Annotated in this window: 21 protein-coding genes; 15 read left to right on the top strand and 6 right to left on the bottom strand. The window is 53.2% G+C overall.

The window, feature by feature from the left end; all coding sequences use genetic code 11:
• Positions 1-22: 22 nt before the first annotated feature.
• Both frsA and crl read left to right on the top strand, forming a co-directional pair.
• Positions 23-1,270, top strand: a complete 1,248-nt coding sequence (frsA, locus tag WH298_RS13975) for an esterase FrsA (RefSeq protein ID WP_007887136.1) — start codon at positions 23-25, stop codon at positions 1,268-1,270.
• A gap of 109 nt (positions 1,271-1,379) precedes the next feature.
• The gene (gene crl / locus WH298_RS13980; protein ID WP_007887135.1) at positions 1,380-1,781 is read left to right on the top strand and encodes a sigma factor-binding protein Crl; all 402 of its coding nucleotides are present in this window, start codon (positions 1,380-1,382) and stop codon (positions 1,779-1,781) included.
• Positions 1,782-1,862: 81 nt separating this feature from the next.
• On the opposite strand, the gene ompC is transcribed toward crl, so the two are convergent.
• Positions 1,863-2,981 carry a porin OmpC gene (gene ompC, locus WH298_RS13985; RefSeq protein ID WP_180823134.1) on the bottom strand — a complete coding sequence of 373 codons (1,119 nt, stop codon included), beginning with the start codon at positions 2,979-2,981 and terminating at the stop codon, positions 1,863-1,865.
• Between the two features lie 246 nt (positions 2,982-3,227).
• On the opposite strand from ompC, the gene proB reads away from it, so the two are divergent.
• The 10 genes from proB (at position 3,228) to WH298_RS14035 (ending at position 11,492) form a co-directional block, all read left to right on the top strand.
• Positions 3,228-4,331, top strand: coding sequence for a glutamate 5-kinase (gene proB / locus WH298_RS13990; RefSeq protein ID WP_007887132.1), 1,104 nt, complete (start codon positions 3,228-3,230; stop codon positions 4,329-4,331).
• A 10-nt stretch (positions 4,332-4,341) separates the two neighbouring features.
• Positions 4,342-5,595 carry a glutamate-5-semialdehyde dehydrogenase gene (proA, locus tag WH298_RS13995; RefSeq protein WP_180823135.1) on the top strand — a complete coding sequence of 418 codons (1,254 nt, stop codon included), beginning with the start codon at positions 4,342-4,344 and terminating at the stop codon, positions 5,593-5,595.
• A 353-nt stretch (positions 5,596-5,948) separates the two neighbouring features.
• Positions 5,949-6,680 carry a S24 family peptidase gene (locus WH298_RS14000; RefSeq protein WP_007887129.1) on the top strand — a complete coding sequence of 244 codons (732 nt, stop codon included), beginning with the start codon at positions 5,949-5,951 and terminating at the stop codon, positions 6,678-6,680.
• 414 nt (positions 6,681-7,094) lie between these two features.
• Complete coding sequence (locus WH298_RS14005) at positions 7,095-7,373, top strand: transcriptional antitermination N peptide (protein ID WP_180823136.1); 279 nt, start codon at positions 7,095-7,097, stop codon at positions 7,371-7,373.
• 189 nt (positions 7,374-7,562) lie between these two features.
• Entirely contained in the window at positions 7,563-8,030 is a 468-nt protein-coding gene (locus tag WH298_RS14010; RefSeq protein WP_007887127.1) for a lysozyme family protein, read from the top strand.
• On the top strand, positions 8,027-8,377 hold the full coding sequence (locus WH298_RS14015) for a DUF7940 domain-containing protein (RefSeq protein ID WP_007887126.1): 351 nt from the start codon (positions 8,027-8,029) through the stop codon (positions 8,375-8,377). Before WH298_RS14010 ends, WH298_RS14015 begins: the two co-directional genes overlap by 4 nt.
• Positions 8,374-8,667: a hypothetical protein gene (locus WH298_RS14020; RefSeq protein WP_007887125.1), complete on the top strand. Its 294-nt coding sequence runs from the start codon at positions 8,374-8,376 to the stop codon at positions 8,665-8,667. Before WH298_RS14015 ends, WH298_RS14020 begins: the two co-directional genes overlap by 4 nt.
• Positions 8,668-8,869: 202 nt before the next feature.
• Positions 8,870-10,615 (top strand): amylovoran biosynthesis protein AmsF, encoded by a 1,746-nt coding sequence (locus WH298_RS14025; RefSeq protein WP_180823137.1) that lies wholly within the window; start codon positions 8,870-8,872, stop codon positions 10,613-10,615.
• Positions 10,616-10,797: 182 nt separating this feature from the next.
• On the top strand, positions 10,798-11,091 hold the full coding sequence (yafN, locus tag WH298_RS14030) for a type I toxin-antitoxin system antitoxin YafN (RefSeq protein ID WP_007887121.1): 294 nt from the start codon (positions 10,798-10,800) through the stop codon (positions 11,089-11,091).
• The gene (locus tag WH298_RS14035; RefSeq protein WP_191322115.1) at positions 11,088-11,492 is read left to right on the top strand and encodes a type II toxin-antitoxin system YafO family toxin; all 405 of its coding nucleotides are present in this window, start codon (positions 11,088-11,090) and stop codon (positions 11,490-11,492) included. Before yafN ends, WH298_RS14035 begins: the two co-directional genes overlap by 4 nt.
• Positions 11,493-11,547: 55 nt before the next feature.
• Here WH298_RS14035 and WH298_RS14040 read toward each other — a convergent pair whose 3' ends face one another.
• The 5 genes from WH298_RS14040 to WH298_RS14060 all read right to left on the bottom strand — a co-directional run bounded on the left by WH298_RS14040 (position 11,548) and on the right by WH298_RS14060 (position 18,065).
• Complete coding sequence (locus tag WH298_RS14040; RefSeq protein WP_049850767.1) at positions 11,548-12,618, bottom strand: ABC transporter ATP-binding protein; 1,071 nt, start codon at positions 12,616-12,618, stop codon at positions 11,548-11,550.
• Positions 12,611-14,380, bottom strand: coding sequence for an ABC transporter permease (locus WH298_RS14045; protein ID WP_180823138.1), 1,770 nt, complete (start codon positions 14,378-14,380; stop codon positions 12,611-12,613). The genes WH298_RS14040 and WH298_RS14045 overlap by 8 nt, the downstream gene beginning before the upstream one ends.
• A 74-nt stretch (positions 14,381-14,454) precedes the next feature.
• Positions 14,455-15,543, bottom strand: a complete 1,089-nt coding sequence (locus WH298_RS14050) for an ABC transporter substrate-binding protein (RefSeq protein ID WP_007887116.1) — start codon at positions 15,541-15,543, stop codon at positions 14,455-14,457.
• 175 nt (positions 15,544-15,718) lie between these two features.
• Positions 15,719-16,420 (bottom strand): response regulator, encoded by a 702-nt coding sequence (locus tag WH298_RS14055; RefSeq protein WP_180823139.1) that lies wholly within the window; start codon positions 16,418-16,420, stop codon positions 15,719-15,721.
• Positions 16,413-18,065 carry an ATP-binding protein gene (locus tag WH298_RS14060; RefSeq protein WP_180823140.1) on the bottom strand — a complete coding sequence of 551 codons (1,653 nt, stop codon included), beginning with the start codon at positions 18,063-18,065 and terminating at the stop codon, positions 16,413-16,415. The genes WH298_RS14055 and WH298_RS14060 overlap by 8 nt, the downstream gene beginning before the upstream one ends.
• A gap of 1,033 nt (positions 18,066-19,098) precedes the next feature.
• Between WH298_RS14060 and WH298_RS14065 the strand changes: the two genes are divergently transcribed.
• The 3 genes from WH298_RS14065 to WH298_RS14075 are packed head-to-tail and all read left to right on the top strand — an operon-like array spanning position 19,099 to position 22,392.
• Positions 19,099-20,076: a glycosyltransferase family 2 protein gene (locus tag WH298_RS14065; protein ID WP_180823141.1), complete on the top strand. Its 978-nt coding sequence runs from the start codon at positions 19,099-19,101 to the stop codon at positions 20,074-20,076.
• Between the two features lie 16 nt (positions 20,077-20,092).
• Positions 20,093-21,400 (top strand): oligosaccharide flippase family protein, encoded by a 1,308-nt coding sequence (locus WH298_RS14070; protein ID WP_007887108.1) that lies wholly within the window; start codon positions 20,093-20,095, stop codon positions 21,398-21,400.
• A complete protein-coding gene (locus tag WH298_RS14075; RefSeq protein WP_049850774.1) occupies positions 21,397-22,392 on the top strand; it encodes a glycosyltransferase family 2 protein in 996 nt (331 codons plus the stop codon). Before WH298_RS14070 ends, WH298_RS14075 begins: the two co-directional genes overlap by 4 nt.
• Positions 22,393-22,751: the final 359 nt, after the last annotated feature.

A 22,751-nucleotide genomic window follows, 5' to 3' on the forward strand; every position in this document is an offset into this window, starting at 1 on the left:
CGTTGGCAGGAGAATCACTAAGATGTCTGATAAAAACCTGAGCGAAGAACTCTTCAAACCCCGTTTCAAACACCCGGAAACCTCTTCATTAGTGCGCCGCCAGCATCACGCGGCGGTACAGGTGCATAACGCCCTCGAAGGTGACACCCAGCGCGGCTGGTACCGCATGCTGAATAAGCTGCTGTGGACGTGGCGTGGTTTGTCGCCACAGGAGATCAGCGAGGTGCTGGCGCGTATTGCCGTTAGCGATTTCGAGCGCACCAATGAAGCCCTGCTCGACACGGTGATCGGCTATCGCGGCGGCAACTGGAATTACGAGTGGTCGAAGCAGGCAGCGCTGTGGCAGCAGCAGGCGATGCAAAGCGAGAATCATGAAACCGCCGGTCAACATTGGCTGCACGCCGCCAATCTGTTCAGCCTTGCCGCCTATCCTTATATTAAGGGCGACGATCTGGCCGATCAGGCGCAGGTGCTGGCCAATCGCGCCTATGAGGAAGCCACGCAGCGCTTGCCGGGTGAACTGAAATCGCTGACCTTCCCGATAAGCGGTGGCGCGCCAGTGACCGGCTTCCTGCACATGCCAGCGCAGGCCGAAGCGCCGTATCCAACGGTGCTGCTGTGCGGCGGTCTCGACTCCTTGCAGAGCGATCACTATCGCCTATTCCACGATTATCTTGCGCCGCGCGGCATCGCTATGCTGACGCTGGATATGCCGTCGGTAGGGTTCAGCAGCAAATGGACGCTCAATCAAGATACCAGCCAGCTGCATCAGCAAGTGCTGCGCGAGCTGAGCAACGTGCCGTGGATCGATCATACGCGCGTGGCGCTACTGGGTTATCGCTTCGGTGCCAATGTGGCGACACGTCTGGCTTATCTTGAGGTGCCGCGCCTGCGCGCCGTCGCCACGCTCGGCGCCATGGTGCACAGCGTGTTTGTTGATGCGCAGCAACAGCAACAGTTACCGGATATGTATATGGATATGCTGGCGAGCCGTCTCGGCATGTCATCCACCTCCGACAGCAATTTGCGCATCGAACTCAATCGCTACTCCTTGAAGGTGCAGGGTTTACTGGGGCGCCGCACGCCAACGCCGATGCTGGCGGCGTACTGGCCAGATGATATTTTTGGCCCGCAAGAGGATGCGCAGCTGATTGCTAACTCATCCTCGCAGGGCAAGACGCTGGCGATTCCCGCCAAACCGGTGTTTGCCAGTTTTGACCAGGCGTTGAATCAAATTTGTGACTGGCTGGAAAAACAGTTGAAAAACTAACTGGCGAAAGCGCGAACCTCTGCTACTACTTATATCCGGGATTTTCCATTTTTAGTTTCATGGGAAGCTAAAAATGCATTTGATACGGTTTATTTGAGGGAGAGTTTGCATGACGTTACCGAGTGGTCACCCCCGTAGTCGCCTGCTTAAGCGCTTCACCGAATTGGGGCCGTATATTCGTGAGGGGAAATGTGAAGAGACGCGTTTCTTCTTTGATTGCCTGGCGGCCTGCGTCAACGTCAAGCCGGCACCGGAACTGCGTGAATTCTGGGGCTGGTGGATGACGCTGGAAGCCCATGAAGATCACTTTACCTATGAGTACCACTTCGGTCTGTTTGATAAAGCAGGTGATTGGGGCGCAGCAACCATCAAGGGCAAAGAGAACAATGCCAAAGTGGAAAGCACACTGCGTAATTTCCATGAGCGCCTGAAAGCAATGCTGCATGAGCAGAAGCTGGATCTGAAACCGGCGGAAGGGTTTAAAGACGAGCCAGTAAAACTGAGCGCCTGATAAAACGTAGCGTGATTGAACAAGAAAGAGCCGGTGATGAGCCGGCTCTTTTTTTATAGACACAACAAGGGTAATACCAAATCAGAACTGGTACGTCAGACCAACGGCCACGATGTCATCGTTGTTGAGTGACAGACGGTTGTCGTCGCTCAGCTGGTTGATTTTGTAATCAACAAAGGTCGACATGTTTTTGTTGAAGTAGTAAGTCGCGCCCACATCGATGTATTTAACCAGGTCCGCATCGCCGATACCTTCGATGTCTTTGCCTTTGGTCTGAACGTAACCGATGGAAGGACGCAGGCCGAAGTCGAACTGATACTGAGCAACCAATTCGATGTTCTGCGCTTTGTTCGCTGCACCTGATACTGCTGCGCCGGTAGCGGAATCCGTACCGCTGATTGGCGTCATGTTACGGGTTTCGGTGTAGATGGCCGCCAGGTAAACGCTGTTAGCATCATATTTGATGCCCGCGCCCCATGAATCGGCTTTATCACCGGAACCGTATGCACGCGCTTGCTGCTGGTTAGTACGATCGGAAGAGGTAAGGGCAGACATCAGGCTGATGCCGCTATCACCAAGGGTGTAGCCCAGAGATGCACCGTAACCGTCGCCGTTCTGGCGTGAGGTATCGGTCGCGCTACCGCGTGCGTTGGCGCTGGTCGAATCGTTTTTGCCCTGATATTGCAGCGCGAAGCGCAGGCCATCAACCAGACCAAAGAAGTTGTTGTTGCGGTAAGTTGCCACGCCGGTCGCACGCGCGGTCATGAAGTTATCGGTACGCGCCGTACCGTCACCGCCAAACTCTGGGAACACGTCCGTCCAGGCCTCAACGTCGTACAGCACGCCGTAGTTACGACCGTAGTCGAATGAACCGTATTGACCAAATTTCAGGCCAGCAAAGCCCAAACGGGTTTTGTTGCCAGTGTTAGCGTCAGAACCTTCAGAGTTGTTGACGTTGTATTGATATTCCCACTGACCGTAACCGGTCATCAGGTCATTAATCTGCGTCTGGCCCTTGAAACCGATACGCACGTAAGATTTGTCGCCATCGCTTGACGCATTATCGCTGAAGTAGTGTTCAGCTTTAACACGGCCGTAGAAGTCCAGTTTATTACCGTCTTTGTTATAAACTTCTGCGGCGTTTGCGGTGGAAGCCAGTGCCAGCGCAGAAACAACCAATGCCAGTGTGCTTTTCTTCATTTTGCTATCAATCCCAATGAGTAAAATTTGTTGTACCCGTGAAAGGTTTTGTAAAACACGGGACTTTTTACCGGTTGGCGATGAAAGTTTTATGACAGTTTTTCGGTTTTCTTGTTAATCGCGAACTTTTGGTCTAGCGCATTGTCCGCGGATTTTTGTGCTTTTCCCCTTGCTGCTGTTGGCTTCCTTGCTCACTCCTGATAAAACGTCCCTTCGCAGATTTTTTTCTTACATGGCAGGAAAAACATGAGTGGCAGTCAGACCCTTGTGGTCAAGTTGGGTACTAGCGTCCTCACCGGCGGTTCGCGTCGGTTGAATCGGGCGCACATGGTGGAGCTGGTTCGTCAGTGTGCACAACTGCACGCGGCGGGCCATCGCATTGTTATTGTGACCTCTGGCGCCATCGCCGCTGGACGCGAACACCTTGGTTACCCCGAACTGCCGCCTACCATCGCCTCAAAGCAGCTGCTGGCTGCGGTGGGGCAGAGCCGTTTGATCCAGCTGTGGGAACAACTTTTCTCGATTTACGGCATTCATATTGGACAAATGCTGCTGACGCGCGCCGATATGGAAGATCGTGAACGCTTCCTCTACGCGCGTGACATGCTGCGTGCGCTGCTCGACAACCACATCGTACCGGTGATTAACGAGAACGACGCGGTGGCGACCGCGGAGATTAAAGTCGGCGACAACGACAATCTGTCGGCGCTGGCCGCGATGCTTGGCGGTGCCGATAAACTGCTGCTGCTGACCGATCAGCAAGGGCTGTTCACCGCCGATCCACGCACGAATCCTGAAGCTGAATTGATCAGCGACGTGCACCAGATCGATGACGCGCTGCGTACCCTCGCCGGCGGCAGCGTTTCCGGCCTCGGCACCGGCGGCATGGCGACGAAACTGCAGGCGGCCGACGTCGCTTGCCGCGCCGGCATTGATGTGATTATCGCTGCGGGCAGCCGTCCCGACGTGATCAGTGACGTGCTGTATGGCAAACCGGTTGGCACGCGCTTCCATGCGCAGCAGTCGCCGCTGGAGAACCGCAAACGCTGGATCTTTGGCGCGCCGCCTGCCGGTGAAATCACCATTGATGATGGCGCGCTGGCCGCGATGCTCGAACGCGGCAGCTCGCTGCTGCCAAAAGGGATTCGTGAGGTGCAGGGCAATTTTTCGCGCGGTGAAGTGATCCGCATTCGCAATCTGCAAGGGCGAGATATCGCCCACGGCGTGACGCGTTACAATAGCGATGCCATGCGCATGATTGCCGGTCATCACAGCCAGGAAATTGGCGAGATCCTCGGTTACGAATATGGCCCGGTAGCGGTGCACCGTGACGACATGATCGTCAGTTAAGGAGCGGATGATGTTAGAAGAAATGGGTAAAGCGGCGCGCGCAGCGTCGTACAAGCTGGCGGAGCTCTCCACCGAACAGAAAAATCAGGTGCTGCTGACCATTGCCGATCGTCTGGAAGCGGAAAGCGCCGACATTCTGGCAGCCAACGAGCAGGATCTGGCCGATGCACGGCAAAACGGCATGAGCGCAGCGCTGCTCGATCGTTTGACGCTCAACCCGCAGCGCCTGAAAGGCATTGCCGATGATGTGCGTCAGGTGTGTCGTCTGGCCGATCCGGTTGGCCAGCTGATTGATGGCGGCGTGCTGGATAGCGGCCTGCGCATTGAGCGTCGTCGCGTGCCGCTCGGCGTTATTGGCGTGATTTATGAAGCGCGTCCCAATGTGACCGTCGATGTCGCGTCGCTGTGCCTGAAAACCGGCAATGCGGCCATCTTGCGCGGCGGCAAAGAGACCTATCGCACCAACGCGGCTACCGTGCGGGTGATCCAAAATGCCCTGATGCAGCACGGATTACCGGCGGGCGCGGTGCAGGCGATTGAAAATCCAGATCGCGAACTGGTTAATCAGCTGCTGAAGCTTGATCGCTACGTCGACATGCTGATCCCGCGCGGCGGCGCAGGTTTGCACAAGCTGTGCCGTGAGAACTCGACTATTCCGGTCATCACCGGCGGCATCGGCGTGTGTCATCTCTATCTCGATGAAACCATGGAGACCGAGGCGGCGCTGGAGGTGATCGTCAATGCCAAGAAACAGCGGCCAAGCGCCTGTAACTCATTGGAAACGCTTCTGATTCATCGCCATCAGGCTGAGCGCTTTATCCCGGCATTCCTGCAGCGCATGGCGCAGGAGAAGATTGCGCTGCACGGCGACGAAAACGTGCTGGCGCTGCTGCAAAACGGTCCCGCTGATGTGGTGGCGGTGAAAGCAGAAAATTATGATGACGAATGGTTGTCGAACGATCTGAACGTCAAGCTGGTGGCCGATATTGATGCCGCCATTGCGCACATTCGTCAGCACGGCACGCAGCACTCCGACGGCATCCTTACGCGCAGCATTGGCAACGCCAATCGCTTCGTCAACCAGGTTGATTCATCTGCGGTATACGTTAATGCCAGCACCCGTTTCACCGACGGCGGTCAGTTCGGCCTCGGCGCCGAAGTGGCGGTCAGCACGCAGAAGCTGCACGCGCGTGGACCGATGGGACTTGAAGCGCTAACCACCTATAAATGGATTGGTTGGGGCGACGATACGCTGCGTCGTTAATGTTCGCTCCTGCATGACAATGGGCACCGAAAACGGTGCCCATTTTTTTCGCTTTCGATCCAGTTATTCCAAGAGCTTTTTGATTTATTTCTGTCATCTATGGCGGGGTCGCTGCTTTTCACCCATTTTTTCCTTTAGATGCTGGTCTTACTGCTACAGAACAATCCTGAAAACCCCTGTCAGAACAAGCGATATGGTAATGATCACTGGTTTCGGCTTAACCGAAAGGGATAATGATTGTCCAGCTTCATTGATAAAAGCGGTTGGGTAGTAAACTGACGGTAATATAAAATGAACTGGTAGCAAAAATGAAAATAACATTCAGTCTTTTACTGAAGGCAGATTATTAACTGATGGTTAAAAAAGAAAGTACCAGACAAGCATTTACTGCCAGGCTGATTGCCGCGTGCGAGAGCGCGGGAATTGTCGGACACGGACGGAACAAACAGGTTGCGCTTGCTCTGCAAGAGAGGGGATGCAAGATCTCAACGCCGGGGGTTTGGAAATGGTTTAACGGACAATCAATTCCGGATGATAACAATTTGCTGGCGCTCAGCCAGTTATTAGACGTGCGCGTCGAGTGGCTGCAGTTTGGCATGGAAAAACCGGCTGCCTTGCTGACTCAGCGAAGCCTGGTTAACCCACAACATCTGTTTCGCGTGGAGAGTCTGGATATCGGACAACACGGTGTGCGCAGCAGCAGTACGCGTGACGAACTGGTGGAAACCATTCAAGCCATTGAATATGGGCTGGAAGAGGCGCGCGTACTGTTTAACGGCCGTCCGGCCGAAAATATTCGCCTCATCGCCCTCAACAGTGACTCAATGGCAGGCACCTTTGCGCCGCGCGATCAGCTGTTTGTCGATATCAGCGTGCATCGCTTCGATGGCGATGGCATTTATCTGTTTACGCTTGACGATCAGCTCTATCTCAAACGCCTGCAGCTGCAGCACAAGAAGGTGGCGGTAATCTCCGATAACAAGCGCTATGAGACCTGGTATTTAACGCTGGAAGAAGCGAAGACACTGCAGGTGGTAGCGCGGGTGATCATGAGCCAGGCGCGTGATTACCAAATTCTGGGCTGATCACAAAACGGCAGGTTGCGACAAAAAAATATTTTGGCTGAAATCATAAATTTAACTGATGGTAAATAAAAAATTAACCATTGGTGTTTGCCAATGCATTAGAACCTGTTAATAATTTGAGCATGGATGGACGACATACCTGCTCCCGGATGAGCCCGCTCTTAAACAATTGAGGCGCTGCACAAGCGCGATACATACCATCCAAAGTTAGTGAACTTTGGGATGGGGTGGATACGCACTTTGCAGCGTTGTCAGTTGCCCTCTGTTTTTCACTCTCCTCTACTTCACCCTGGCCGTTAACACTGCCGGGCGAGTTGACGTCGAGTATTTCCAGAGGAACAACCGACGCTTCGGTTTAAGCCGAATCGCCGTGCCTGCCACCCCATCGCCAAAGACTCATTCACAGGAGGAGTTATGGCGATCATCCAGTACGGAAAATCAGTATTCTCAGGCAATGCACGCACGCGCCGTCATCGGCGGCGCCAGTCCCTCAGTCGCCTTAAGCGCAGCATCGACAGCGCGCTCGGCATCGAATATGAAAACGTCACCTTACGCACCGCTGAGCGCATCTGCCAGCGCCAGACGCAATCACGCGTCGACAGTGCGGTGTTAGCTCCCACACGCGTCCATCAGACGCAAGCGAGTTTCGATAACTGCTGTTTACCCCACGTTTATTTGTACGCCGTGCGCTAAGTCCTTCTCTCCCTTTCCCCACTTTTAAGCGGAACGTTTCAATGGTGCTCACTGTTTAACCATTCTTGAGCGTTTCGCTTACCAAACAATGCGCTGAGATCGATAAACGATCAGCGAGATTTATGTGTTTTTGCCATTTTGCGCAGCCATTTTCAGACTATTGCGCCCGTTAAAGAGGAACCAACCACTATGAGCCAGATTATTGCCATCCTGAATTTCGAAGAGGGTTATCGCGAAGCGCCTTACCTCGACACGTTGGGCTTTCCGACGGTCGCTGGCGGTATTCGCATCGGCCCAAAAGGCGCATCGCTGAGCAATTACATTTTCCAGGTGCCACGACCGGTGGGGGATGTATGGAAGCAGTGCATCGTCGAGGGCAAAGTGCTGCAGATGCATCAGCGCGCGCTGGTGCAACAGGCGCTTGCCAAGTGCAATGAGGCGCGTAGCGATGTGCTGATCAGCATGGGGTATCAACTCGGTGTGGATGGCCTCGCGATGTTTCGCGGCATGCTCACCTCCATCACGCAAGGCGACTTTGATGCCGCCGCCAATGCCATGCTCGACAGCCTGTGGGCGCGGCAGACATCCGGCCGTGCACGGCGCCATGCCGAAGTGATGCGCAGCGGCACCTATGACATTTATCGGGGGCTGCTATGAATCTGAAACTGCTGATTTTTGTTACTGCGGTGCTGGCGGTGATCGTCGTGGTGATGGTGATGCAGCGCTTCACCACGCTGGAGTTCGTCAAGCATGCGCGGCTGTTATTCAAAACCTGGTCGGTGTGGCTGGCGTCACTCGGTTCGATGCTCAGCGCGTGGGTGCAATCTTTTCCCAGTGCTGCGCTCGATGCGTGGAACAGCATGCCGCCAGATGTGAAAGCGATTCTGCCGCACAACTATCTCGGTTTGATTGGCGCCTTCATGGTGGCGATGGGCGTGATTGCGCAATTCGTTCGCCAGAAAGGTCTCAACCAGCAGAAAACAGCGATGGAGGAAAAAGCATGACATTTCTCATGGCAATGCTCGGCGGCAGCTGGCACTGGCTCGCCGCACTGGCGGGCGTGATTGCCGCGCTGGCTGCCAGTTATTTCGGCGGTAAGAAAATCGGCAAGGTGCAGCAACAATCCCAATCCGCCGTGGAAAACGCCGACAAAGCGGCAGCCCAGGCGGTGGCAGTTAATCAGCAGCAGCAACAGCTGCGCGAGGAGGCCAAACGTGTGGAAGCCAGCAATCTTAATCTTGATGACGCTGCTGCTCGCGACAAGCTGCAGCAATCGAAATACCACCAGCCCTGAAGCCCCTGTCGTCATCGACTCTGCCTGTACCCTTTTTTCCCCGATTTACACCCACGGCAATGATGCCGAGCGCATGGACGTTCGTACCGTGCGCGCCATCAACAACCACAACGATCTTTGGGAACAGCACTGCGGCCAACCGGCCAAATAACGCTGCTCTCACGCATTTGCATTACCTACCTGAAAAGCCGAGGAGGCTATGATGATCGAAGTTAACTCTTATGCTGAACTGCGCACCACTGCACCATCCAAAAACGGCGATCTGGCATTCTTACGCCGTTACAATCCAGATTCCACCTTCCGTGGCGGCGGTGATTTTACCGGTTTTATCGGTACCACAACGGCCGTTGATGATGGCGGCACGCTGGCGGTAGGAAACGGTTTTTACTGGAAGCGCGTGATTAACAACCCTTCCGATATCAACCTCTATCACTTCGGTGCGAAGGGCGACGGTTATGCCAACGACACCGATGCGTTTAATCGGATGCTGGCATGGACGCAAAACTACTCGGGGAACATCACCGCGTTACCGGTGCGTTTCCCAGGCGGTAAATTCCTGATTAGCCCAATCGATATCAGCGGTACCGAGCGCGCCTTCTTTGGCTTGCAAGGCGATGATGTTGAGCTGGGTTCTTTGCCGCGTACCACCATCATTTCAGACAAAAGCGCCAATACGGTGTTCAAGGTGAAGGCGCGTCGTACCTCGATCAGAGGTATTGCATGGAATGGCCAGGCGTCGGCCGATATCACCACCAACAAAAGCACCATCACTGCCGATATGTGCAGCAACGTGCAGCCGTTCTTCGAAAACACCTGTATCGAAGGCACCACCGTAAATATTTACTGTTTCCGCGCGCAGAATAATGGCGGCACGGTAATCAAAGTGCTGGATACTCTCGACAGTAAATTCGACCAAATCTACACCCTGTATACCTACGGACGCGTGTTTGATGTCGGCTGGTCGAACTCGCCAAAAGGCGCCTGGGATCACTCCACGGCGATTGAGATCTGCAACTGTAACTTCCAGACCGGTTACGGTGACGCCACGCTCTATATGCCGCGCGTGACGCAGGGGATTTTGCGCAACGTATGGATTGAGCATACGCGCAATCCGGGCGATCTCTCTGACGGCGGCTGGACCATCGATACGCTGAATATTGAGGATTGCGGTAACCCATTCAACCTCAATAATGCGCGCGTCACCATCCGACAGCTGAACCTGCAATCTGGCGCCAAAGTGAGTACTGACCTCGCCCCTGGCCGCTGGTTATCCACCTTTGAATATGGCTATCGCCGTGATGAAAGCTACGGCAGCTTCCTGACCGGTTCGCTGCGTGCGGGCTATTTCAGCGGCTACAAGATCACCAACAATACCGACACCGATAACTGGTATCGCCTGGGACAGCTGTTTTTCCCGAATGCTAACCAGCAGTGGGTGATGGAGTTCATTGGTAAAGCGGATGCCACTCAGCCGACCGGCACCGCCGGTTCCCCGGTCAATGTGGCTGCCACCGGTAAAACCTGGATCAACCTGCAGCGACTGGAAACGGTATGGGCCGATGTTTATCACATGGGGCAACCCGCGGTGCTGGATATCCGCTACAGCCGTGTTGGCACCACCTATGCGGCGGTATGGGTAAAACTGCGGGCTAACAGTGGCGACACCATGATGAACCTGAAATGCACCGGTCCAACGCGTTTCGATAGCGGTTCATGCTCGCTGTTCCAGCAGGACTTCTCGGTGGTGACTGATACCACCAAACTGGGCGGCTTCAAACCCGCCGCGCGCTTCGGTCTGCATAATGGACTGGCAGGTATCGGCGCCAATGAGAAAGGAGTACTTACCGTCGCGACGGCGGCCGGTACGCCGACCAATAAAACCGCGCCTACGGGCTTTGTGCTGGTCAATATTAACGGTGTCGATCGTAAGCTCCCCTATTACGATTGAGGTCCAGCACCTTTTTGGCGAGGCCTCTGGCCTCGCCTTTTTTTGTTTATAGAGCGGAGAAGGATATTTTGTTCTGTAAGCTCTTGCTGAAATGATTTCCGTATAATTTTTAAACACAATAATTGATGTACACTTTAAGGTGCATTATTATGTGCTTAATAAAATATAATGAGAGGTGATTTATGGAGCGAATTCTCGCGGAAAAATCTATAAATATTACTGAGTTGAGAAAGAATCCGGCAAAGTACTTCATTGATGAGCCGGTAGCTGTTCTTTCCAACAACCGACCTGCGGGTTACATGATCAGTGCTGAGGTATTTGAAGAACTGATCGATCTGTTGGAGGAGAAACAAGGAAGAGTTCATACGGCTGCGCGATTCAGACCCAATGCTAACCGTCTAAGTGACATTGCGGAGAGTGGCGAGAAACTGCTGCAAAGCGCCTCTGACAAGGATCTGACCGAGTTCACCGAATGAGCATTAGGGTTTTTAAATCAACTTTGATTCGTCAACAATTGAGCCAGACAGAGCTTGATGATTTAGTGGCGGATTTTCTGTCCTATAAAAAAGAGGGGGAGTTGCCAGATACGTTTGGTCGGGATGCGCTCTATGATGACGACCGAACCTATCCATTGGTAAAAGAAGAGCAGGTGGCTCACATTCATCTTGCCGATGCAGATGCACCTTTTCCCAAATTTTTACGTCAGTTCAAGCGGACCAGCGATCAGGCCCACTTGGTTTACTGTCAGGGTGCAATGGATCCCAATGCCTATTTACTGATTATCATCCTGAAGCCCGAAGCGCATAAAATGGCACGCAATAATAACAATATGCATAAGATCGGGATGATGGCCGAAGCATTCAGGATGAAGTATTAAGTTGATCAAAAACCCCTTTTTATAGAGGAGCGGCATAACACCGCTCCTCTATCCGTCACCCTTTCGGGAAAATCCACACATGGTTTTCCGGCAGCGCCAGATGGCAGTGCTGCGGATCGCGTACCTCGGTGCCGTAGGCGCGAATCACAAAATCATCGCCCGCGGTACGGAACAGATATTCCCAGCGGTCGCCGAGATACATGCTGGTGAGCAGCGGCAGTTCCAGCTGATTTTCACCCGGTCCGTCTACCAGTCTCACGCGCTCCACGCGAATCACCGCCGTGGCGTCCTGCCCCTGTTGCACACCTTCTCCCGCTAATCCCCACAATGCCCAGCCTTTTCCTTCGATACGCGCTTTACCGTCGCGCAGCTCGGTGATTTTGCCGTGCAGCCGGTTGTTGCTGCCCATAAACTCAGCGGTAAACAGGGTTTTCGGCGAGCCGTACATCTCCTGCGGCGTACCCTGTTGCTCGATCTTGCCGTTATTGAGCAACAAAATACGGTCGGAAATTGCCATCGCCTCATTTTGATCGTGTGTCACCATCAGCGCCGACAAGCCCAGCTTGATGATCAGTTCACGCAGGAACACCCGCGCCTCTTCACGCAGCTTGGCATCCAGATTTGATAACGGCTCATCCAACAGGATCACCGGCGGGTTATAAACCAGCGCACGGCCAATGGCTACACGTTGCTGCTGCCCACCGGAAAGCTGATGCGGGTGGCGTTTGCCGAGATGACCTAAGCCCAACTGCACCAGCACATCCTGCACGCGCTGGGTGATTTCAGCGGAGGCCACTTTGCGCAGCTTTAACGGATAAGCCACGTTCTCAAACACGGTTTTGTGTGGCCATAACGCGTAGGACTGGAACACCAATCCAAGGTTGCGCTCTTCCGCCGGGATCTCGCTGCGCGGCGTGCCGGCGTAAACGGTGTTGTTGCCAATAACAATGGTGCCCTGCGTCGGCTTCTCCAGCCCAGCGACCGCGCGCAGCAGCGTAGTTTTACCGCTGCCGGATGGCCCCAATAGAGAAACCACCTCACCGCGCTGCAGGTTCATGGAAACGCCTTTCAGCACCGGGTTGTCGCCGTAGGTTAAGTGCAGGTTCTCGACCGATAATTCAATCATGTAATTTCACTCCAAATCGCAGGGCAATACCCAAACCGACGACCACCAGCAGGATGTTAATAAAGGAGAGGGCGGCAACGATATCAATCGCGCCCGCCGCCCACAGGGAAACCAGCATTGAGCCGATGGTTTCCGTGCCGGGTGACAGCAGATACACGCCGGTGGAGTATTCGCGCTCGAAAATCAGGAACATCAGCAGCCATGATCCAATCAAGCCGTAGCGTGACAATGGAATCGTGACGTGGCGCGTAATCTGTCCGCGCGTGGCGCCAGTGCTGCGCGCCGCTTCTTCCAGCTCCGGCCCCACCTGCAGCAGCGTTGAGGAGATCAAACGCAGACCATACGCCATCCACACCACGGTATACGCCAGCCAGACGCTGAAGATGGTGCTACGCAGCGAACGCAGCCAGACGATCAGGTTATCGCGCAGCCACTGCGACCAGGCGAAATCAGAAAGCCAGCCCGCTTTGAGCGAGTTATCCAGCCACATCGGCAGGAACAGGAATACCCAGAGAAATGCCAGACCGGCCAGCAGCCCTGGCACCGCGCGCGGCACCAGCACGCTGTAGTCGAGGAAGCGCGTAGTGTTGTCCGGTTTGCGGTGCATGGCGATGCCAATAAATAGATAACATCCCACCGCCAGCGCGCCGCCAATGACGCCGATCGCCATGGAGTTGACGATAGCGCGCAGCAGGTTGGGTTGCGCCCAGATGGTCTGGAAGGTTTTGATCGACAGTTCATCCCACAGCGAGACGCCAACGCCCCAGTTGGAGATAAAGGCGCGCAGCACCACGCCGAGCAACGGTACGCCAATGGTGACGGTCAGCCAGAAAGCGACCACCGCACCGGCAACCCAGCGCCATTTGCCTAGCGGCAGGGCGCGCGCCTGCGACGCTTTCCCTTTCACAGTGACGAAGCGGTTGGCGGTGCGCATCAGGCGGCGTTGCAGCATCACCAGCGGAATGGTGATGCAAATCAGCACCACCGCCACCGCGGCCATCAGGTGATAGGACGGCGTGCCGAGTTTATTGGTCAGCTGATAGAGATAGGTGGCCAGCACCATGTTGCCTTCGGGATCGCCCAGCACCAGCATCAGACCGAACACCTCCAGCCCGAGGAAAAACAGCAGTACGATGGCGTATAGGATCGAGGGACGTACCATCGGCAAACTGACCGCGGTCATCACCTGCAGCGGCGATGCACCGGCGATACGCGCCGCTTCTTCCACATCCGAACCCACGCTGCGCAGCGCCGAGGAGATATAGAGATAAGCGTGCGGCACGTGCGTCAGACCGGCGATCACCACGATGCTCGACATGTCGTAGATATTCCATGGCACAAATCCCAGCAGCGACTGCGCCCACAGCGAGAAGAATCCCACCGGGCCCGCCGCCACCACATAACCAAATCCCAATACCATCGGCGAGACAAAAATCGGCACCAGGATCAGCGGCTCAATGAGGCGTCTGCCCGGTAGATCGGTGCGCACCATTAAGAATGCCAGAATGCCGCCCAGTGGAATGGCGATGATCACCAGGCCGAATGCCAGAATGAATCCGCTTCTCAATGCCTTATAGAAGTCGGGATCGGTAAAAATAAATGCGAAGGACTCCAGGCTCCACTCTTTCGACGGTGAAAAGAACGGGGCGGAGAGGAAACTTTGAATGACGATAAACGACAGCGGAACGTAGATAACCAGCGCGGTTATCAGCACCACGACGCCGCGCGGCAGGCTTTGCCACTTTCTGCGCAATGTACTCATAGTGAGACCCTGAATGGCGAAATCAGATAAGAGAAAACCAGCGCGACGCAGCGGGTCGCGCTGGCTTAATGCCCTTATTTACCGGCGGCGGTGCGCCACTGTTTGATGTAATCGAGGCGTTTTTTCGGCTGCAAATACTCCAGCAGGCTTTCATCCACCGGGATCGGTTTCAGCGCCGTGCCTAACATTTTGGTCATGCCATCAATGTCGTTTTTGCCTTCAATATCGTTGCGCAGGGAAGGGATGTCGGCCTGATTGGCCAGAATGCTTTGTCCTTTCTCAGACAGCACGTAATCCAGCCACAGTTTGGCGGCATGGCTGTTACTCGCTTGCTGGCTGATAAAGGAGACGCGCGACAGTACCAGCGTGTAATCCTTCGGATAAGCGATCCCCAGTGAAGGATCGGTTTTGGCGCGGGCTTCGGCATAAGAGCCGAGGATGTTGAAGCCGATCAGGTTTTCACCGGATGAGACCCGCTCCATCATGGTGCCGGTTGATGACTGCACCGCTAAGCCGCCTTTTGCTACGTCGGCCAGGGTTTTGAAATAGTTGGGATCGGCTTTCGCATCCTGCACCGAGAGCATGAAGCCGAGGCCCGATTTCTCAATATCGTAGGTGGTGACTTTGCTCTTGAACTTGTCGGTCTGGCTGGCGATCAGCTTGGCCAGCGCGGTGTGTGAATCAGGCACATCAGCGGCGGGAATCAGGCGTTTGTTGTAGATGAAAACCACCGGTTCGTAGGTGGTACCGTAAGCTTTGTTATTCCACACCGCCCATTTGGGGATCTGGCTCAACTCTGGCGATTTATACTCCTGCGCATAGTCGGTAGCCAGCTTCAGGCCGGTATCCATTGAGGAGCTCCACACCACATCGCCGCTGGTGCCGCCCGACGCCTGTTCGCTGATAAAACGGTTGTACAGCTCGGTGCTGTTCATATCGTTATATTCAACTTTGATGCCGGGATAGGTTTCTTCGAAGCCTTTGATCAGCGGACCGGCGGCTTTGGTGTCGGTGGTGGAGTAGACCACCACTTTGCCCTCTTTCGTTGCGGCATCAATAACGCTTTGGTAGTCCGCCGGATAGCCCTGCGGCGGGGCGGCAAAAGCAGAGCACGACATCAGGACAGTAGCGGTAACCAGAGAGAGATGAAATGTGTTCGACATTATAATTAACCTTTTAGTTACATTTGAGGAACTAAGGGTCAACATAGCCGATCGTCTTTGTCAGACAAGAGGTGACCGAACGTTATCTTCACGAAGTGTGATTGTCGGCGCTGTTTAGCCAATTAACACCATTAAAACCACGCAGGCCGCGGCACGGCATTTGCGCTCGGTCACACTATTGCGCGTCGGTTATTTTACGGTACAGCCGACGCGGATGGCCGATATTGCCATACTGCATCTCCACGCCAATAAAGCCGATCTCGACACAATATTCCAGATAACGGCGCCCGGTGGTTTTGCTGATTCCCACGCTCTCTACCACTTGCTCCACTGACCAGCTGTCCGCGGGCGCCTTGCTGAAAACGCGTTTAACCCGTTCCAGAGTGATCGCTTCAATGCCTTTGGTTGAGGGCGCGGCAGGCATATCGCTGGTGGGCAGATTAAACAACTTATCCAGCACCTGCTGGTCAACACTCTTCATCTGGCGCAGGGTCTGCACTAGCAGCATAAAGCGTTCCAGCGAGGCGCGCAGACGATGAAAAAATACCGGTTTTAACAGGTAATCAAACGCGCCACTGCGCATCGCGTGGCTACAGGTTTGCATGTCGCTGGCGGCGGTAATAAAAATCACCGAACACTCAAAACGTTTTAGCAGCGGATCGTCAATCAGCGTGACGCCCTGGCCGTCCGGCAAGTAATTATCCAGTAGCACCAGCCTTGGCTGATGCTCGCGGATAAGATGACGCGCCTGCTCCAGCGTGGCGGCAATGCCCACCACACGCAGGTGAAAGTGCTGCTCAATAAATTCGCGATGCAAATCGGCGAGATGCGGCTCATCTTCGACAATCACAACATCAAGCGCCCTGGCACTATTCATGGCAACCTCCTGGCGAAACGGCGGGCTGGAACGGGATGAAAACCGAGAAGATGGTGCCCTGCGGCGCATTGTCGCTGATCTCGATGCTGCCGCCGGCCTGCTGAACATAACCTGCCGCCAGATAGAGGCCAATGCCGTGTTCCGCTCCCAGCACGTCGTCGTTGCTGGAGGGTTTACTGGTGACGCCCTGCTCAAACAGATGCGGTTTAATGCTGTCATCTACGCCGCCACCCTGATCGGCGACTTCAATGAGCAGCTCCTGATTGCGATCGGAAATATACAACTCCACCGGCGTAGTGGGCGTTCTGGCGATGAGCGTGGCATCGACGGCGTTATCCAGCAAATTCCCCACCACAGACATCAATGCAGTTTCGCTAATGCCGGCGGGAATACGGTTGAGCTGGCAGGCGGGATCAAATTTTAGCTCGACGCCTTTTTCACGCGCGCTGACATATTTCCCCAGCAGCAATCCGCACAGCGCCGGTGAGGTGAAGCGTGCGGAGACAAAATCCAGCACCTGCTGCGCCCCGGCAGATTGCGCGTGGATATAGCGCATCGCATCGTCATAGCGCTGCATTTGTAATAAGCCCACCAGCGTGGCGGTCCAGTTCAGCTGCTCATGACGCATAATGCGCAAATTATCCGCATATCGCTTTACCTGGCTCAGCTGGCTGCTCAGGGTATTGATGTCATTTTTATCGCGAAAGCTGCACACCCAGCCGCTTGGCTCGCCGGGCTCCAGCTCGATCGCCACCCGGTTGACGATCACCTGACGCTGATTCAGCACGGTGATGTGATCGTGGTGACGACCACTCGGTTGCTCCGCGTGTTGGCTGAGAAACCCCGGATGAATCTGCAGCGCCTCATGCAGCGGTTTACCCAGCAGTTCGCTCTCGCTCTGCTGAATATCCAGCAGTTCTCGAGCGGCGCGATTAATTAAAATCAGCTGCTTCTCCGCGTTAACGGCAAATACCCCTTCATACATCGCTTCCAGTAACGCTTTTTGTTGCAGCACCAGCAGCGCGATATCTTTCGGCTCCAGCCAGAACATCTGTTTCTTCAGGTTGCGGGTAAACACCCATGAAAAAATAAACAGCAGCAGCAGCAGGGCGAGGCCATACAGGCTTGCTTGCCACAGCAGGCTAACGTTGATATTGGCGATATAGGAGGTGAGATAGCCCACCGACACAATACCAATCACCCGATGCTGCGCATCAAAGATCGGCGCTTTGCTGCGGAGCGATACGCCGATGCCGCCTTTACGTACGGAGATGATGGTGTTCCCCTGCAGCACCTCCGCGTTGTCGCCACCAATTAACGGCAGGTTGAGGCGTTCGGGCGATTCCGAATGATAGAGATGCTGCTCATGGACGTCGCCGATGACGATATAACTGGCATCGCTTTGATTACGCAGTGGCTGGATCAATCCAGCAATGCCTGCAATATCCCGGCGTGCCACTCTCTCCGCCAGGCCCGGCATCAGCGCGATTTCACTGGCCTGCACCCGCGCGCGCTGGCCCAGATCGTGATGCAGCTGTCGGTCGATAAAATGGAACAGGATGGTGCCCAGCAAGGCTAATAGCAGGCAGGAAAAAAGCACCAGAGAGAGAAAGAGTTTCACCTGAAAAGGTAATCGGCGTTTCATACAACCTGCAGTAAGGAAAACTGGAGTGAGGCGTGAGGGGAGACTAGCACGCGAAAATGCCGCCCGGCATCGGTTGAAGCCAGAGTTGTGAGCTGGCTACAATCTCTCAGCGGCTTGGGCGCTGGTGAGTGCTGGTACGCCGAACAAACGCTTTCCCTCCTTATTCCTGGCATTCTCTCCCTGCGGCGCTAATCAATTGCTTAAATGCCAATTCATCGCGGCTAATCTATGTGCATCATTTTTATTAACGCGCTGCCTGAGTAAATTCCGTTTTGGTCTGGCAACCATTGACCTTATAACCACCAGTGGTGAGAATGCCGCTATAAGTTTTGAACCAGATCGCAAATTTTGGGCATTAAGCCCGTTGCAGTGCGGCTGCGAGAGCCGCACTGAATTAACGCCACTTGCACGCATCGGCTAGCGAAAGACGCGCCGGAGTAATAAAAGTGCAGGGCATACAGCAAATATCGTTAATGTCGTGACGTTCGTTGAGAAGGCCCGTCTATTGATGCACCTTTTCAGCCCCGGTCGGCATTTCTTGTTTTCCGTGATGAGTGCGATAAAGCGCTAGCGCTTTTTTATTCTCATTAGGAAGCAGATAAAAATTTAATTTAAGTTCGGATTGAAAAGGCGGTCACTGCGTAAAGCATCGTCCGCTGCTGAAAAAACGTAAATCGCTGAAATTACACTGAACTCTTATGAGTGCAGCGCAGCCTTTTTACGCCAAAAATAGCGCTTTGTCTGTTTTCAGTACACTGGTAGCTGCAAGCCAGGGGCGGTAGCCTGCCCATTTTGTCGAGTAAAAACAGAATTAAATTGCTCAGTTTATTTGGCGATTATCTTATTACGCTTGCTGTGGAGTCAGATTTAACCGGCATTTTTAATTCGCCTGAGGAAACTCTGAAATACACAGCCAATAAATGTTAAGCAGGGCGAAAGCAACGCACAGCAATGGTTATCGATTATTTACTGTGACGTTCATCGATCTTTTTTTACGCCCGCAAATTTTACTCCGACGGAGTCCAGAGGTCCTATGCAAAATCCCGTTAACGACGTTTTAATCAGCGTCATCGTGCCGGTGTATAACGCCGCGGCGTATCTGGAGCGATGCATTGATAGCCTGCTACGGCAGGATGAAACCCGTTTTGAAGCCATCTTCATTAACGATGGTTCCAGCGATAACTCGCTCGCCATTTTACAGCGTTACGCCCATTACCCGCATTTTCACATCATCGACAAAAGCAACGGCGGTGTCTCTTCAGCACGTAATCAAGGGATTAACGCATCGCGTGGCAAGCTGCTGTGCTTTTTAGATGCCGATGATTTTCTGCCAGCCAGTGCCTTCGCCACCTATGTGCGCCTGATGCAAAACCCGGTGGCGATGGTGGTGGGGGAGTCGCAGCACTTTACGCCGCAGGGGCAGCCACTCGATTTTCCGGCCAATTCGAGTGATGCGCGCCAGCTGGCAGCCTCAGCGGCCATCAATGATTTGCTCTACTTCAATCCGCGTCACGGCATCTGCGACAAGGTATTTCGTGGCGATGTAATCCGCCAGCATCAGCTCCGTTTTAACGAAGAGATTTATAACTTCGAAGATCTGCTGTTCGTGATTAATTACCTGCATCTGCAGCAGGATCGCCAGGTGATATTTACCCAACAGGTGGTTTATCACTATGTGGTATCAGATAACTCTGCCACGCGCTCGGCACTGCGGGAAAAACACTTCTCGTTTGCACGCTCCTTTAATGGCATGCAGGCGTTTTTATCCACGCAGCACAAGCGTTGTTATTACCATCTCTATTTAAAAGTCACCTCATCTTATATCTATAAAGCGCTGCACAGCGATGGATTCAGCCGTGCCTTTATTGATGAATATATCTCGCTCTACCGTCGCAGCTTTAAGTCCTATTTCACCTCTGGATTGATGTTCAATCCGTGGAGTTTGTACTTTGCGCTGTTTTTCGTCAGTCCACGACTGGTATCGCGTCTGCGCCGCCTGGCACAGAAATAAACGCTGAGGTTGAGTTGTGAAAGATAAATTAAAAAACTCGATGTGGATGATCGCGGAAAAGCTGATTGCGGTATTTGGCCTGATATTTGTCACCTCCTATGTGGCGAAATATGTTGGGCCCACCACCTTCGGCATCATCTCGATCTCTATGCTGGTGTTCCAGTTTATTCAAAGTATTGCCCTGATGGGCAGCGATGTGATTCTGCTGAAACGCTTATCACAAAATCATCACTCCGGTATGCGCTTAATGATGGCGACATTCCTGCTGGTGTTACTGATTTATGGCGTGTTATCCGTCACTGGCATGCTGATTATGGGCGAAGAGTGGAGTGCTGATGCGTTGATATTTATCTGCGCTGCGGCGATTGCCTGCCTGTTTTCCTCACTCGATTTGGTCAATATCTACAATGAGGCGATGCTGAATGCGCGCCTGAATGTGATAGCCAACCTGGCTGGCCTGGCAATCAGTTTGACGGTGCGCTTCTTTATTTCCTATTACGGTTTTGACCCGCACTATCTGGCGATTCCCATTGTACTGGCGACCTTTATTCCGTTTGTCATCAAGCTGACGATATTCCTTAAATACCATCGCCAGGTGCCGATTCCCGCGATACGTCAGATGAAGAAATACTCCCGCTATATGGTGGCCTCGGGTATTTCACTGGTGTTTTCGGTGATAGCGGTGGCGATTTATACCCGCGTGAATCAAATCAGCGTCTCTTATTTCCTCGGCGTAAAAGAGGCGGGGATATTCTCCGTCGCGCTAACGTTGGCTACCGCGTGGGTATTTTTACCTAATGCCTTACTGGCTTCCTTTTTCCCAGCGTTCTTTGCCGAGCGCGATGATGAGCAGTCGATCATTAAGGCGCAGAAATTACATCTGCTGGTGATTGGCGTTTCATCAATGGTGATTCTGGCTATTTGGCTATTGTCCGGATGGTTTATCCGTGACTTTTACGGCGCCGAGTATCTCGATGCGGTCGCGCCAACGCTATTACTCAGCGTTGGCGCGATGTGTGCCGTGCTCAGCAGCGTGATGGATCGCTTTATTATTAAGTACAACGGTTATCGTTATTTGGTGAAGAAAACCTTCGTAGTGTTATTAATCTGCGTGGCGTCATCACTGCTATTGGTGCCGTATTTTGGTTTAAACGGCGCGGCCATGAGCGTGGTATTAACCGAGTTCCTCTCCTTCTCGCTACTTAATTACTTTTTCCCTGCTCAGCCAGTTATGCGTATTCATCAAGTGTTTATCAACCCCAGGAAACTATGGCTGTTATTTAGCAATATCAAAACCTCAGACAGTAAAGAGAGTTTATCATGAATGAAAAACCCCTATTTAGTCTTATCATTCCCGTCTATAACTCACAAAAAACCATTCAACGTACTTTGCTGAGCGTACTTAAACAGACGTTCAGCAATTATGAGGTTATTGTCGTTAATGATGGCAGCAGCGATTCAACCCCGAAAATACTGGAGGAGTTTAGCGCTTATTCGCAAGTCACCGTTATTCACCAGATTAATGCCGGTGTTAGCGCGGCGCGAAATAGCGGGATGCAACAGGCCAAGGGCGACTATGTACTGTTCCTTGATGCGGATGATTGGGTGGATGATAACTTCCTGATGATCTTCAAACAGAATCTCGATGCCTGGCCAGCGGAAACGGTGGATCTGATGGTCGGCAACCTCAACGACAGCCGGGTGGGGAAGGTGTCGCAGGCGGGCTTCTTCAGTAATGAGGATATTCCCTATGTGCTCGGTGAGTTGGAGATGAGTGACAACATTGGTTATCTGCATAACAAATGTTATCGCCGGCAGATTATCGAAGAGCTAAATCTGCGCTTTTTGGAAGGTATCTCCATGAGCGAGGATCTGCTGTTTAACCTTAAATTCTTCAGCTGCATTAGCAATTTCCTGGTGACACCGGGCGCGGCTTATCACTATGAAGATGTCGAGGCGTCACTCTCCAAACGAAAAGTGCAATACAGCGAACTGAAAGTGAGAAAACAGTTTCTGACGGCGCTTTATGACTCAATTATTAGTAAGTATCACGCCAGCGATCTCGATTATTTTCTTAAAGGTATCTCCAAGCGCGTATTGGCGTTGGATATGCAAATCGTCACCGCCATGTATCACTCTTCGTTTTCACCTGCGGACATTGCCCAGGAAATTAATGAAATAAAGCGAGGAAAATACTCCAAAGGTATTTTCATTCTGCTGAATAAAAATGAAAAACTGAAGTACATGATTATGAATTTGAATACTCTCACAGCGTACTATTTTCTTTATGCACTCTACCGGATGCGCGCATTCTGATTCTGCCTTCATACTTCAAGTTGCAGGTGCGTTGGCTGCGTGGATTCGCCCCGGTCACTTACTGATGTAAGCTCCCGGGGACTTATCCACTTGCCGCCTTCCTGCAACTTGAATTATTTGGCAGAACCGTTATCAGTGGCAACAACTTAACCGTAATCAGTGGCAACAACTTACCGTTGCCACTCCTTTTCATTATCTCCACACCTTTCCACTTCCTTCGCTGCTTTCTCCAACTTCTGGTTTACTCCTTCTTGCACTCCTCTCGCGTCTCATGTCAAATAGCGCCCCAGGCAATCGATTGCGCGCAAGTTTCGTGCATTTCCTGCCCTTAAAAACATCAGGGTGCGTGAATTTGATCC

Origin of the sequence: Pantoea nemavictus (genome assembly GCF_037479095.1) — a bacterium.
Taxonomy (GTDB): Bacteria; Pseudomonadota; Gammaproteobacteria; order Enterobacterales; family Enterobacteriaceae; genus Pantoea; species Pantoea nemavictus.